Source organism: Ensifer adhaerens (assembly GCF_002940685.1).
Taxonomy (GTDB): Bacteria; Pseudomonadota; Alphaproteobacteria; order Rhizobiales; family Rhizobiaceae; genus Ensifer; species Ensifer adhaerens_E.
The window spans coordinates 94758-107285 of record NZ_PNFP01000018.1 but is presented as its reverse complement, the minus strand read 5'-3'; the positions used below and the strand labels follow the sequence as shown (position 1 = coordinate 107285).

Sequence of the window (12528 nt, the reverse complement as noted above, 5' to 3'; positions counted from 1 at the left end):
GCGCCTTTTTGTCCGCTCAATCCGCCGGCTCTTTCAGCCGCTCCTCCATCATCGCCTTGAACGCCGGGCGGGCATGGCAGCGGGCAAGCCAGGCCGAAACGCGCGGATGCGTCTGAAACAGCTGCGTCTGGCTCATGGCGTAGCGGAAGACTTCCGCGAGATTGAGGTCGGCGACGGTGAAGCGGTCGCCGACGAGATAGTCGCGCCCGTCGAGGTGCTGTTCCATGCGGGCAAACACCCGTTCGAGCGACTTCGCGCAGGCCGCGATCGTGGCCTTGCCCGCCGCGGTTTCCTCGGCGCCATAGTCATAGGTCAGGATGATCTCGACGGCATGCGGCTCGACCTCCGTCGCCGCCCACATCGTCCAGTTGCCGATCAGCCCCTCCTCGGCGATGTCGGCGGGTGCGAGCGGGCCACCATGCTTGCGCGCGAGATAGAGATTGTTGGCAAGCGATTCCGTCAGCACGACGCCGTCATCTTCGATCGCCGGGATCAGCCCCATCGGATTGACGGCGAGAAAGGCGGGAGACTTGGTGTTGATCGGCGCGTCGGCGGCCAGCGGATCGGCGACCCGCCGCGCCTGTAGGACCGGGACGGACTTGAAGGGAATGCCGAGCTCCCGCGCCATCCAGTAGTTGCGCGATGCGCGCGAGCGATAGACCCCATAGATCGTCAGCATGCCGAATTTCTCCCGTCGTTGCCGTGCGCTTGTCTTAGGCAAGTGCGACCAGGGGCGAAAGTGCATGCCGCTGATGTCACGCATGAAATGTTTTGATGCGAGCTGCGGCTCATTGCCCGCTTGCCATTCGTGCCCCGGGCCTTTAGCTGTCGCTCTCGATTATGGGGGCACATTTGGCGCGACGGTTTCTGGGGGATCGGTTGACGGACTGGGCGGCGCGCACGCTGTGCGCGCTGGTTCTCATCCTGTCGGCGCTCGTCCAGCAGCCTGCCGTCGCGATGCCGGTCGCACCGGACATGGCGGCTTATGTCCTTCCCGACGGCACCCTTGCGGACCTCTGCCTTTCGGATCATGCCGACAGCGATGGCAAGGATGGCAAGACGTGCCACGGGTGCCAGTCGTGCTGCCTGGTCGCGCCGGGCGCGTTGCCGACGCCGTATCGACTTTCGGCCCCGCCACAACTGCCGGCGGTCCAGCCGTCCCTCCCATCGGGCGCGCTTGTGCTCGTTCGTGCCGTTCGTTTGACCGGTGCCGGACCAAGAGCGCCCCCGTCGGCCTTCTCCGCCTGATATCCGCTAGACGGCGACTGACCGGCCGCAGAGGCGTCGAACTTGTTTCGGCGCGGTTGCGCGGTCCAGAGCCGCCCCGGTCCTCAAGAGGCGAAGGCGCACAAGGCGGCCTTCCCCGGAGACATCCATGACAACCGCATCCTTCACCGGCGCCGCTGCGCAGCCGATGGCCGCCGAGCGCGGCATTTCGCTCTATCGCGCCATCTGGCGCTGGCACTTCTTTGCCGGCCTGCTGGTCATTCCTTTCATGATCAGCCTGGCACTCACAGGCGGCCTCTACCTTTTCAACGATGAGATCGACGACACCGTCTTTGCCTATCGCAACATTGTGCCTGTCGGTGCCGAACGGCTGTCGCCCTCGGCGATCGTCGCCACCGCCGTGGAGTCCGTGCCCGGCAGCGCTGCCGTCTCCTACCGCACGCCGGCCGGCGCGGACCGCTCCGCGCGGGTCACGGTCGGCATCGGCAAGGCCCGCCTGCTGGTCTTCGTCGATCCCTACACCGGCGCCGTCCTCGATCGGGTCGCACCATCCGAGGAGTTCAACCAGGTGGTCGAGGACCTGCATAGTCTCGACTATTTCGGCAAGTCGGTCGAAAAGATCATCGAGATCGTCGCGGGCTTTGCGATCCTGCTGGTCTTTACCGGCATCTATCTCTGGTGGCCGCGCCAGCAGACAGGCGGCGTCCTGACGGTGCGCGGAACGCCCGCGCGCCGCGTCTTCTGGCGCGACCTTCACGCCGTGACCGGTATCGGCGCGGGCCTGCTGATCGTTTTCCTCGCGTTCTCGGGGCTTTTGTGGTCCGGCTACTGGGGCGCAACCGTCAACGGCAAGCTGACGGCGATGGGCCTTGGTTATCCCGCAGCGCTCTGGGACGAGGTTCCGAGCTCCGGCAAGGTCTCGACCGACGTGCTGCCGAGGGCCAATTGGCTGATGGAGAACGCTCCGGTTCCGGCATCGAGCGGTGATCCGGCCGAACCGGTCGGCGTCGACCGCGCCGTCGCGATCGCCGATGCCGCCGGCATGCTGCCGGGCTACGAACTGGCGATCCCGCTGGACGAGACCGGCGTCTATACCGCGGCGATTTTTCCCGCCGATCTCGCGCGCGAGCGCACGATCCATATCGACCAGTATTCCGGCAAGCCGCTGGTCGACATTGCCTTCGGCGACTACCCGGCGCTCGGCAAGGCCATCGAATGGAGCATCAACGTGCACAAGGGGCAGGAGTGGGGACGCTTCAACCAGCTCCTGATGCTGGGCGCCTGCATCGCGATCGTGCTCGTTTCCCTTTCCGCCGTCGTCATGTGGTGGAAGCGCCGCCCGGCCGGGCAGATCGGCGTGCCGCCGATGCCGCCGAGGCGCAGCGTCTATGTAGGATTGTGGCTCATGGCCATTCTCTTCGGGCTGGCGTTTCCGTTGACGGGAATTGCCATCGTCGTCATGGTGGTCCTCGATCAATTGCTGATGCGGATACCGACGGCGCGCCGGCGGCTGTCCTGAGCCGACACGGGAGGGTGGTGTCGTCCACCCTTTTCATCGGCTGGTGCGACTTGGAGATTGCAACCTCTACACGATTTTTCTACAGTTATTTAGGAAGAGCTAACTCTTGCTCGTCTAACGTGAAGTGGGGAAAGATCGACCAGCGACGCGGCGAAAAGCGTCGGGAGGCCTTGCTTGGCGAAGAACACGTCCCGCAATCCGCGATACGCCGCCCTCAACGCCGGCGGCAACGAGGAAACGCGTCGCCTGATCGATGCCAGCACGCGGCTGGCCGAGGAGGTGGCGCGCATCTTTCCGAGCGAACCCGACATCGCCGACCGCCACTACTGGTTGGAAACGATGATCAACCATGTGCCCGACTACATCTATGCCAAGGATGTCGATGGCCGGTTTCTGATCGCCAATCAGGTGACCGTCGCCGACAACGGGCTCGAAACCCTGAAGGATATCGTCGGCAAGACCGATTTCGATCTCCATCCGCCGCAGATGGCCAAGGCGATCGCCGACATCGAACGTCGCGTGATTGAAACCGGCGAGCCGATTTTCGGCATCGAGGAGCGCGCCATCGTCAGCAAGGGCCGCGACCGCTGGCTGATGACCTCCAAGGTGCCGCTGCGCAACAAACGCGGCAAGATCGTCGGTATCGTTGGCGTATCGCGCGACATATCCGACCGCAAGGCGGCCGAACGGCTGCTCGAAGGGCAGGCGCGCCTGCTCGAGATGATCGCCAACGGCCGGCCGCTCGACGCTTTCTTCCGCGACATGATCCTCTTGATCGAAGCCTTGATGCCGGGCATCAAGGGATCTGTGCTGTTGCTGTCGGCCGATGGCCGCTATCTGTTCCATGGCGCGGCGCCGAGCCTGGACGAGGCCTATTGCGCGACGATCCACGGCGTCGAGATCGGCCCCAAAATGGGCTCCTGCGGCACCGCCGCCTGGCGCGGCGAGCAGGTGATCGTGTCGGATATTCTGACCGATCCGCTCTGGGACGACTACCGCGAGTTCGTCCGCCCCTACGGCTTCCGCTCCTGCTGGTCGACCCCGATCCATTCGCGCGAACGCAAGGTGCTCGGCACCTTCGCGCTCTATTCCGAATCGGTCGGCGTGCCCAATGACCCGCAGAAGGAACTGATCGCCATGGCGGCGCATCTCGCCGGCATCGCGATCGAGCGCAAGCAGGCCGATGATCGCATCAGCTTCATGGCGCATCACGACGCACTGACCGGCCTGCCGAACCGCGCGCTGTTCGAGGAACAGGTCGCCGAGGCGTTGGAAGCCCTGCGCGGCAGCGGCCAATGGGCCGTGCTCGCCTTTCTCGATCTCGACAACTTCAAGCTGGTCAACGATACGCTCGGCCATGCGGCCGGCGACGAGCTGTTGAAGGTTACCGCCTCGCGCATGCGCGCCTCGGTGCGCAAGTCCGACATGGTCGTGCGTGTCGGCGGTGACGAATTCATCCTGCTTTTGAACGGGCTCCCCTGCGAACGCGACATCGTGCTGGCGAGACTCGAGGACATCAGGCGGGCGATCGCCGCGCCGATGCAGATCGAGGGTCGCAGCCTGCAGGTCACCTGCAGCATGGGGGTTGCCTGTTTTCCCAACCAGGGCAAGACGGTCGGCGAGCTGCTCGCCAATGCCGACATGGCGATGTACCGGGCCAAGGAGCTCGGCCGCAACAACCTGCAGGTCTTCACCGAAGAGATGGCCGCAAAGGCCCATGAGAAGCTCAGGCAACAGGAAGAATTGCGCACGGCGCTCGCGCGGGAGGAGTTCTTCCTGCAGTTTCAGCCGCAAATGAACCTCGCGAATGGGCGAGTTTTTGCGGCCGAAGCCTTGCTGCGCTGGCGTCATCCCGAACGCGGCGCGGTCTCGCCGGCAGAGTTCATTCCGCTTGCCGAGGAGACCGGGCTGATCGTGCCGATCGGCGACTGGGTGCTGCATGCCGCCTGCCGGCAGGCCAGGGCCTGGCAGGATGCCGGCCTGCCGCCGCTGATCATCAGCGTCAACGTTTCGGCGCGCCAGTTCCGCGAGCGCAACTGGGCCGGTCACGTGGCAGCGATCCTCGCCGAGACCGGGCTTGATCCGTTCTGCCTCGAACTCGAGTTGACCGAGAGCCTGATCATGCAGGACGTTCCGGGCGCGATCGCCACCATGCACGAGTTGCAGACGATCGGCGTGCACCTGGCGATCGATGACTTCGGCACCGGCTATTCGAGCTTGAGCGCGCTCAAGCGTTTCCCGGTGCGCCGCCTGAAGATCGACAGGTCCTTCGTCGCCGACATTCCGACCGATCTCGACGACAACGCGATCACCGCCGCGATCATTTCGCTTGCGCGGAACCTCGGCCTTCGTGTCATTGCCGAGGGTGTGGAAAACCAGGCCCAGGTGGAGTTCCTTCGCCAGAGCGGTTGCGACGAGATCCAGGGCTACTTCTTTAGCCACCCGCTCTCCGCAGCGGATTTCGAAACGCTGATGCGCCAGCCGCGGTTCAGTATCCACAGCGTTTGAACGTTGCCGCCCGCCGCGACGCAAGCCTCGTTCCAGCCGTAAATGCAAGCATCGCACCGATCCGTGGGGGCTGTGCGTAGCATTTCGTTAAGCAAATTCATGCAGCACTCCTCATGCCGCACTCAAGCCCCCAGAGTTCGATGTCCTCTTCAATCCTTTTCTCCCGTCGCCAGTTTCTTCGCTCGTCCGGTGTGGCGCTCGCCTCCGCCGGTCTTGCAAGCTGCACTTCGTCGATGAACACGGATGTCTTTCGTTATGAGACGGCGCCGGTGTTCCGCAATCCAGCGGTCGAGGGGCGCTTTACCGATCCGCGCGCCGAAGGCATCTATGAAAGGCAGGATGGCCCAGGGCCAGTTCCAACCGGTCTGCCGCCGCAGGGCCTCTACGTCTCGGACATCTATGCCTCCGTGAGCGACAGTGGCTACCAGGTGCCGGAAATTCCGTATCGCCAGATCGACGCGCGCTTCTACCGCCAGGAGGTCAGCGATCCCTTCGGCGAGCAGCCGGGCACGATCGTCGTCGATACCGGCGACCGCTACCTCTATCTGATCCAGCCGGGTGGCCGGGCGTTGCGTTACGGCGTCGGCCTCGGTCGCGAGGGGTTTGCCTGGTCGGGTCGCGGCGTCATCCAGTGGAAACAGAAGTGGCCGCGCTGGACGCCGCCCGACAGCATGGTCGCCCGCCAGCCGCAGCTAAAACCCTATTCGGCCAAGAACGGCGGCATGGCCCCAGGCCTCAACAATCCGCTCGGTTCACGCGCGCTCTACATCTTCCAGAATGGCCAGGACACGCTCTACCGCGTCCACGGCACGCCGGAATGGAAATCGATCGGCAAGGCGGTCTCGTCCGGCTGCGTGCGCATGCTCAACCAGGACGTCATGGATCTCTACGATCGCGTCCGCGGCAAGGCGCCGATCCTCGTTATCTGATGACGGGCAGGGGCGGATATCCGCCTCTCACATTTCCGCGCAGCACCCACCGCGTCGAGCGGAAGGCCGCTTGGTCAATCCTCACCGGGGCCAGCATTGAGCTGTCGCGTCAGTTGATGCAGCGTCTCGCGAATGTCTTCCGCTTGCTTCAGGCTGCATCCCGAGGCCTTGCTGATGCCCACAAGGATGCCGAAGGCCTCGTTCTTCAGGTCCTGGCCCTTGTCCGTCAGCCGCACGATCACCTGACGCTCGTCGCTCGGGTCGCGCTGGCGGCCGACATAGCCGGCTGCCTCCAGGCGCTTAAGAAGCGGCGACAGCGTTCCTGAATCCAGGCCGATCTCCTCGCCGATCCGCTTGACCGTCATCTCGTCCTGTTGCCAGAGCGCCAGGAGCACGAGATATTGGGGATAGGTGAGGCCGAAACGGTCGAGCAGCGGCTTGTAGGCGCGGTTGAATGCATGCGCCGCGGAGTAGACCGCAAAACACAGCTGCTTGCCGAGCGCGAGTGCTTCCTCGGGGATGGTGTCGCTATGTACTGCCTTGTTCGCCATGCAGTCATTGTCGCAAAAAGACGCCGAAAATGCAATTTGCAAAATTAATTTGCGTACAATTGAATTTTGCGCTATCTAAAACGCATCCACTCGGAAACGCAAAGGAGACCCCGCCAATGCCCATTCTTTACCGCACCACTGCATCCGCAACCGGTGGCCGAGCCGGCCAGGCCAAGAGCGCCGACGGCGTGCTCGATGTCACGCTCACCGTCCCGAAGGAACTCGGCGGCGACGGCGCCCGTGGCACCAACCCCGAACAGCTCTTCGCAGCCGGTTATTCGGCCTGCTTCCTCGGCGCGCTGAAATTCGTTGCCGGCAAGGAGAAGGTAAAGCTGCCGGAAGACACCACGGTGACGGGGACCGTCGGCATAGGCCCGCGCGAAGACGGCACCGGCTTCGGCATCGACGCAGCACTTCAGATCTCGTCGCCGGGCGTAGACAAGGCAGTGCTCGAAGACCTGGTCCAGAAGGCGCATATCGTCTGCCCCTACAGCCACGCGACCAAGGGCAACATCGACGTCAAGCTGACCGTCGCCTGAGTCTTCTCAGATCCCCTTTTGAAAGAAGCCCGGCAGTCCTTGCCGGGCTTCTTCTTTTCCGGGCATGCTGTCTGCCGGTCTACTGCAGAACCTCGATCACCCGCCTGCTTTGCGGATCGACCAGTACCCTTTGCTCGTTGACGACGACATAGCCGTAGGACGGCTGCTGCGGGATCGGGTAGACCTCGACTGTGTCGGGCAAGGGTTCGCCCACGACGACAGTGCCGTCATAGGTCGCCGATGGGCTGGTTTGCTGAAGGACGTATGTTTTGACCTCGCCGGGAACGACGATCGTCGTGGTCTGAGCCAGGGCGACGCCGGAAAAGACAAGGCTTGCGGCAAAACTGGCTAGGATGATTTTCCTCATGACAATGCCTCCTGTCCCTAGCCAACGGCCCGGGAGGCGTTTGGTTCCCGTCGCGCTGCGCTGGAACCTTAGCTCTGGCTGGGAGTTGATGAGCAGGAGGTGCGATGGATGATCGCCAGGCCGAAAACCAGAACCTGCACGCTCGCGCAGCGCGAACTCGAATGCGCAACCGCTTTACGCGAGGAGTTCGAACTGCTGACGGATCTCGCCGAGCGGGTGGGATGGCATTGGGACGAGATCGCCTTGGCTCTTTTGGAGCTGACGGACGAATACGCTGCTACCCAGCGGGCCGCCGTTGCGGTGGGCGGGCGCCGCTTGAGCACAGTCACTGTCACCAAGACGCGGCATTGACGGCGGCAGGGCCGGCCGTCAGGTCATCTTTTGCCGCGCCGGCATCCGCGCCAGCCTCAGGCCTTCTTCAGAAATTCGGTACGCAGCACCAGACCCTTGATCTTTTCCACACGGCATTCGACCTCGTCGGGGTTGTCGGTGAGGCGAATGCCCTTGACCATCGTCCCGCGCTTCAGCGTCGTCGAGGTTCCCTTCACTTTCAGGTCCTTGATCAGGGTGACGCTGTCGCCGTCCTTGAGAATGGCGCCGTTTGAATCCTTCACGTCCATGGCAATGCTCCTTTCAGAAATGACGACGCGCCCTGATGGGTTCAGGGCGCGCGAGAATGGTTGGCCGCGTCGTTGGCGGCCCTGGTTAGCGCCGGCTGAGACTGCCGAGGATGCCGCGCACCAGGGCGCGGCCGACCTGGGTCGCGACGGTGCGGGCGACCGATTTCATCGCCGCTTCCACGACCGTTTCGCGCTGGTAGCCCGAGCTGCGCGGCCGAGCCTGCTTGCCGGCCGGCGCTGCCTGCTCGTCGTCGCCAAAGCCCGGCAGCGTCCAGCGGCTGCCGCCGCTATTGGCCTCGCTCGTCTGTTGTTCGGCCTGGGCTTGCGCCTCGGCCTGCGCGTCGGCTGCCTTCTTGGCGCGTGCCGTCAGGATCTCGTAGGCGGACTCACGATCGAAATCCTCGTCGTAAAGGCCGCGGACGGGGCTGACGTCCATCACCTTCTGCCGCTCCGCCTCGGTCAGTGGGCCGACGCGCGATTGCGGTGGGCGCACCAGCGTACGCTCGACCATCGAGGGGGCACCCTTGCCTTCAAGCGTCGAGACAAGAGCCTCGCCGGTGCCGAGATTGGTGATGACGGTGGCGCAGTCGAAGTCCGGGTTCGGGCGGAAGGTGTCGGCGGCGGTCTTCACCGCCTTCTGGTCGCGCGGCGTATAGGCGCGCAGCGCATGCTGGACGCGGTTGCCGAGCTGGCCGAGCACCGTGTCCGGCACGTCGAGCGGGTTCTGGGTGACGAAGTAGACGCCCACACCCTTGGAGCGGATCAGGCGCACGACCTGTTCGACGCGTTCGACCAGCGCCTTCGGCGCATCGTTGAAGAGCAGATGCGCCTCGTCGAAGAAGAAGACCAGCTTCGGCTTGTCCGGGTCACCGACCTCCGGCAGTTCCTCGAAGAGTTCCGACAGCAGCCAGAGCAGGAAGGTCGCGTAAAGCCGCGGGTTCATCATCAGCTTGTCGGCGGCCAGCACCGAGATCGCGCCGCGGCCGTCATTGGTGGTGCGCATGATGTCGGTGATCTTCAGCGCCGGCTCGCCGAAGAAATGTTCGGCACCCTGCTGCTCAAGGATCAGCAGTTCGCGCTGGATCGAGCCGACGGAGGCTTTGGAGATGAAGCCGAACTGGTTGGAAAGCGCGCTGGCATTGTCGCCCATGTAGTTGAGCAGCGCCTGCAGGTCCTTCAGGTCGAGCAGCGGCAGCCCGCCCTCGTCGGCGATCTTGAAGGCGATGTTGAGCACGCCTTCCTGCGCGTCGGTCGCATTCATCAGCCGCGACAGGAGAAGGGGGCCCATCTCCGACATGGTGGTGCGGACACGGTGGCCTTTCTCGCCGTAAAGATCCCAGAAGATGACCGGGAACTCCTGGAACTCGTAAGGGTTCGTCGGCAGGCCGATCTGTTCCGCGCGCTTCAGGATGAAATCCTTGGGCTCGCCGATCGCGCCGATGCCGGAGAGATCGCCCTTCACGTCGGCGCAGAAGACCGGGACGCCAGCGTTGGAAAACCCTTCGGCCAGCACCTGCAGGGTGATCGTCTTGCCGGTACCCGTCGCGCCGGTGACCAGGCCGTGGCGGTTGCCGAACTTGAGCTCCAGATACTCGCCCTTGTTGATCGAATCATCAGGCTTGCGGCTGGTGCCGATAAAGAGCTTGCCTTCTTCCAACATGTGGGCTTCATCTCCGTTTCTTCAATGAAAGCGGGCGCTTCGCAGTGTCGCAGGGGCCCGCCGTCATCGAAATGTGGCTGGATTTCTGTTATAGGTGGTGCGGTTGCGCCCGGCAACAAGGCTGTGCCCATCCGCAGCCGGAAAGCGGCGACATCGATGGGCCGATAGTCACTGCTCACGGCTTGTTATTTGCCGAGCGATCATTTACCTTGACGTCAACGTCAAAAATCCAAATGAGGGAGTTTGTCCATGAATGAACTGGTCACGCGCGTTGCTGAGAACGTCGGCATCGAGCCGGCAACGGCCGAAAAGGCCGTCGGCATGATCCTCGGCTTTCTGCAGCGCGAAGCCGCAGACGGTCCGGTCGCCCAGATGATCGAAGCCATCCCGGGCGCCAGCGATCTGATTGCCCAGTACAATGGCGAAGGCACCGGCGGCGGCGGTCTGCTCGGCGGCCTGATGTCGGCGATCGGTGGCGGCGGCGTCATGGCGCTCGGCCAGCAGCTGATGAGCCAGGGCCTCGGCATGGGTGAAATCACCGGGCTTGCCAAGGAAACCATTGCATTTGCCAAGGAAAAGGCCGGCGCTGACGTGGTCGACGAAGTCGTCGCCTCGGTTCCGGGCCTCAGCCAGTTCGTCTGATCCACGGATCGTCCCGGCTGCTCTGCGAAACCCACCGGCCTTGGCCGGTGGGTTTTTTGTTGCCGGCGGCGACCGTCAGCGTTCCGGCCGGGTGGCCCGCAGCGCGCGTTCAAGCGTGGGTGCCAGCGCGATGAAGAGGAGCGCTCCGGCGCCGATGAAGACCGCGCCCGACGTCCACCCGTAGAACTCGATGGCCGTACCGACCGCGACGGGGCCGACGAGCTGACCGAGGTTGCTGCCCTGCATCAAAAGCCCCATTGCCATTGGCGCAAGCGCGGGACGCGGTGACAGGAGCGGCACCGATGAAATCAGTGTTGCCGGAATGAGCCCGCCGATCGCGGAAAACAGAACGCAGAGCGCCAGGACCAGATGTCCGCCCGACGGGCTCAGGAAGATCCACAGGCCGGACACGCCCGTCAGCACCGCGGCGCTTGCGACCAGCCGGCCGCGGGCGACGCCGCGCGACAGCAGATGGCCGGCGGCAAGATTGCCGAAGACGTTGACCAGCGTGATGATGGCACTCAAGAGGCCGACGGTTCCGAGCGAGACCTGCAGGCGCTCGATCAACAGGATCGGCAGAAAACTCGAAAGCGTGAAGCTCATCAGGCTGTAGAGCGAAAACAGCACGAAGAGCAGAACCGGACCGCGGCTCGTCAGCGTTTCGGCCACATCATCCCGGAAGCGGGACGCGACGCGGGGGGATTGCCCGGACGGCGACACGGCCAGGAAGATGGAGACGAGGCTTGCGAGCGCAAGCAGCCCGTTGCTCCACCAGATCGCCTGCCAATCGGCAAAAGCGGGCCCCGTCAGCATGGCGATCGCCATGCCTGCGGGCATGAAACAGCTCCAGAGCGCAAAGACGAGGTCGCGACGCTCTGACGTCACCAGGCGCATGAGGATGGCGGGGCCGGCGACGACGACGAGCAGAAAGCCGAAACCCTCGACAATGCGTGACAGCAGAAGCAGCGTGAATGCCGGGCTGGCCGCACCGGCGAAGGAACCGAGAGCCAGCAGCGCCATGCCGGCGCCGAGCAGGCGCCGGTCGCCGGCCACAGTGACGAATGCGCCAGCCGCCATGCCCCCGACGACGCCGACGATGGCGAAAACCGAGGTGATCCAGCCGAGGGCGGAGAGGTCGAGGCCAAGGTCGGACTGAAGCATGGGGCCGGCAATCAGCCCCTTGCCGACCTGCATCGCGGCGACGATGCCGGCCGCAACGACGGTCGTCACGCCGCTCCAGTCGGTTCTTTCTCGAATGAGGCTCACAGCAATGGTCATCACGCGGGCTCCGGTACCCGCGCACGACCGGCGACGAGGGCGGCTGACAGTTCTGCAATGTGGCGCCCCTGGAAGCGTGCGCCGTTCAGTTCGTTGGCACTCGGCTGGCGATCGCCACCATGGCCGTTGTCGGCAAGCGTGGTGGCGCCATAGGGAGATCCGCCGGTGATTTCGTCCATGCGCATCTGATCCTTGAAGGTGTAGGGCAGGCCGGCGATCACCATGCCGAGATGCAGCAGCACCGTGTGGGTGGCGAGGATCGTCGCTTCCTGGCCGCCGTGCTGGCTCCCGCTTGAGGTGAAGACGCCGCCGACGCGCCCCACCAGTGCATCCTGCGCCCAGATGCCGCCCGCCTGGTCGAGAAAGTTCTTCATCTGGGCCGCCATGCTGCCGAACCGCGTCGGCGTGCCGATGATGATCGCATCGTAGTCGGGCAGTTCGGCGACCGTGGCGACGGGCGCCTCCTGGTCGCGCTTGTAGCCCGCCTTGATCGCCACCGCCTCGGGCACGATCTCCGGCACGCGCTTCAACGCGACGTCGGCGCCGGCGGCGCGGGCCCCCTCGGCGACGGCCTTCGCCATGGTCTCGATATGGCCGTAGGAAGAATAGTAGAGCACGAGCACCTTGGTCATTCCGCTGTCCTTCTGGATCGCTGTTCAGGGATAAGATGGGTGCTTTTCTTGATCTC

Annotated in this window: 14 protein-coding genes; 7 read left to right on the top strand and 7 right to left on the bottom strand. The window is 64.2% G+C overall.

Annotation, left to right across the window (positions count from 1 at the left end; translation table 11 throughout):
- Nucleotides 1–16: 16 nt before the first annotated feature.
- Entirely contained in the window at nucleotides 17–679 is a 663-nt protein-coding gene (locus C1A35_RS29195; protein ID WP_104667736.1) for a glutathione S-transferase family protein, read from the bottom strand.
- A 200-nt stretch (nucleotides 680–879) separates the two neighbouring features.
- Between C1A35_RS29195 and C1A35_RS29190 the strand changes: the two genes are divergently transcribed.
- From C1A35_RS29190 to C1A35_RS29175, 4 genes are all read left to right on the top strand, one after another.
- Nucleotides 880–1248 (top strand): hypothetical protein, encoded by a 369-nt coding sequence (locus tag C1A35_RS29190; protein WP_104667735.1) that lies wholly within the window; start codon nucleotides 880–882, stop codon nucleotides 1246–1248.
- Between the two features lie 127 nt (nucleotides 1249–1375).
- Nucleotides 1376–2746 (top strand): PepSY-associated TM helix domain-containing protein, encoded by a 1371-nt coding sequence (locus tag C1A35_RS29185; protein WP_104667734.1) that lies wholly within the window; start codon nucleotides 1376–1378, stop codon nucleotides 2744–2746.
- Nucleotides 2747–2920: 174 nt separating this feature from the next.
- A complete protein-coding gene (locus tag C1A35_RS29180; RefSeq protein WP_104667733.1) occupies nucleotides 2921–5254 on the top strand; it encodes a putative bifunctional diguanylate cyclase/phosphodiesterase in 2334 nt (777 codons plus the stop codon).
- A gap of 140 nt (nucleotides 5255–5394) precedes the next feature.
- Nucleotides 5395–6183 (top strand): L,D-transpeptidase family protein, encoded by a 789-nt coding sequence (locus C1A35_RS29175; RefSeq protein ID WP_104667732.1) that lies wholly within the window; start codon nucleotides 5395–5397, stop codon nucleotides 6181–6183.
- Between the two features lie 74 nt (nucleotides 6184–6257).
- On the opposite strand, the gene C1A35_RS29170 is transcribed toward C1A35_RS29175, so the two are convergent.
- A complete protein-coding gene (locus C1A35_RS29170) occupies nucleotides 6258–6734 on the bottom strand; it encodes a MarR family winged helix-turn-helix transcriptional regulator (protein WP_104667731.1) in 477 nt (158 codons plus the stop codon).
- Between the two features lie 116 nt (nucleotides 6735–6850).
- Between C1A35_RS29170 and C1A35_RS29165 the strand changes: the two genes are divergently transcribed.
- Nucleotides 6851–7273, top strand: a complete 423-nt coding sequence (locus C1A35_RS29165; RefSeq protein WP_104667730.1) for an organic hydroperoxide resistance protein — start codon at nucleotides 6851–6853, stop codon at nucleotides 7271–7273.
- Nucleotides 7274–7352: 79 nt separating this feature from the next.
- Here C1A35_RS29165 and C1A35_RS29160 read toward each other — a convergent pair whose 3' ends face one another.
- A complete protein-coding gene (locus C1A35_RS29160) occupies nucleotides 7353–7640 on the bottom strand; it encodes a DUF1236 domain-containing protein (RefSeq protein ID WP_104667729.1) in 288 nt (95 codons plus the stop codon).
- A 108-nt stretch (nucleotides 7641–7748) separates the two neighbouring features.
- Here C1A35_RS29160 and C1A35_RS29155 point away from each other — a divergent pair, with 108 nt between their 5' ends.
- Complete coding sequence (locus C1A35_RS29155; RefSeq protein ID WP_104667728.1) at nucleotides 7749–7991, top strand: hypothetical protein; 243 nt, start codon at nucleotides 7749–7751, stop codon at nucleotides 7989–7991.
- A gap of 56 nt (nucleotides 7992–8047) precedes the next feature.
- Here C1A35_RS29155 and C1A35_RS29150 read toward each other — a convergent pair whose 3' ends face one another.
- Together C1A35_RS29150 and C1A35_RS29145 are read right to left on the bottom strand one after the other, a co-directional pair.
- Nucleotides 8048–8260, bottom strand: coding sequence for an alkylphosphonate utilization protein (locus C1A35_RS29150; RefSeq protein WP_104667727.1), 213 nt, complete (start codon nucleotides 8258–8260; stop codon nucleotides 8048–8050).
- Nucleotides 8261–8345: 85 nt separating this feature from the next.
- Nucleotides 8346–9920 carry a helicase HerA-like C-terminal domain-containing protein gene (locus C1A35_RS29145; RefSeq protein ID WP_104667726.1) on the bottom strand — a complete coding sequence of 525 codons (1575 nt, stop codon included), beginning with the start codon at nucleotides 9918–9920 and terminating at the stop codon, nucleotides 8346–8348.
- A 249-nt stretch (nucleotides 9921–10169) separates the two neighbouring features.
- Between C1A35_RS29145 and C1A35_RS29140 the strand changes: the two genes are divergently transcribed.
- On the top strand, nucleotides 10170–10562 hold the full coding sequence (locus tag C1A35_RS29140) for a hypothetical protein (RefSeq protein ID WP_104667725.1): 393 nt from the start codon (nucleotides 10170–10172) through the stop codon (nucleotides 10560–10562).
- Between the two features lie 75 nt (nucleotides 10563–10637).
- Here the strand turns inward: C1A35_RS29140 and C1A35_RS29135 are convergent, their stop codons facing one another.
- A complete protein-coding gene (locus tag C1A35_RS29135; RefSeq protein WP_104667724.1) occupies nucleotides 10638–11840 on the bottom strand; it encodes an MFS transporter in 1203 nt (400 codons plus the stop codon).
- Nucleotides 11840–12472, bottom strand: a complete 633-nt coding sequence (gene wrbA, locus C1A35_RS29130) for an NAD(P)H:quinone oxidoreductase (protein ID WP_104667723.1) — start codon at nucleotides 12470–12472, stop codon at nucleotides 11840–11842. The genes C1A35_RS29135 and wrbA overlap by 1 nt, the downstream gene beginning before the upstream one ends.
- Between the last annotated feature and the right edge of the window lie 56 nt (nucleotides 12473–12528).

Excerpts from the sequence above, each read along its gene's own strand:
- C1A35_RS29195 (WP_104667736.1), bottom strand. The coding sequence starts at position 679 with ATGCTGACGATCTATGGGGTCTATCGCTCGCGCGCATCGCGCAACTAC.
- C1A35_RS29185 (WP_104667734.1), top strand. The coding sequence starts at position 1,376 with ATGACAACCGCATCCTTCACCGGCGCCGCTGCGCAGCCGATGGCCGCC.
- C1A35_RS29175 (WP_104667732.1), top strand. The coding sequence starts at position 5,395 with ATGTCCTCTTCAATCCTTTTCTCCCGTCGCCAGTTTCTTCGCTCGTCC.
- C1A35_RS29170 (WP_104667731.1), bottom strand. The coding sequence starts at position 6,734 with ATGGCGAACAAGGCAGTACATAGCGACACCATCCCCGAGGAAGCACTC.
- C1A35_RS29165 (WP_104667730.1), top strand. The coding sequence starts at position 6,851 with ATGCCCATTCTTTACCGCACCACTGCATCCGCAACCGGTGGCCGAGCC.
- C1A35_RS29160 (WP_104667729.1), bottom strand. The coding sequence starts at position 7,640 with ATGAGGAAAATCATCCTAGCCAGTTTTGCCGCAAGCCTTGTCTTTTCC.
- C1A35_RS29155 (WP_104667728.1), top strand. The coding sequence starts at position 7,749 with ATGATCGCCAGGCCGAAAACCAGAACCTGCACGCTCGCGCAGCGCGAA.
- C1A35_RS29150 (WP_104667727.1), bottom strand. The coding sequence starts at position 8,260 with ATGGACGTGAAGGATTCAAACGGCGCCATTCTCAAGGACGGCGACAGC.
- C1A35_RS29145 (WP_104667726.1), bottom strand. The coding sequence starts at position 9,920 with ATGTTGGAAGAAGGCAAGCTCTTTATCGGCACCAGCCGCAAGCCTGAT.
- C1A35_RS29140 (WP_104667725.1), top strand. The coding sequence starts at position 10,170 with ATGAATGAACTGGTCACGCGCGTTGCTGAGAACGTCGGCATCGAGCCG.
- C1A35_RS29135 (WP_104667724.1), bottom strand. The coding sequence starts at position 11,840 with ATGACCATTGCTGTGAGCCTCATTCGAGAAAGAACCGACTGGAGCGGC.
- wrbA (WP_104667723.1), bottom strand. The coding sequence starts at position 12,472 with ATGACCAAGGTGCTCGTGCTCTACTATTCTTCCTACGGCCATATCGAG.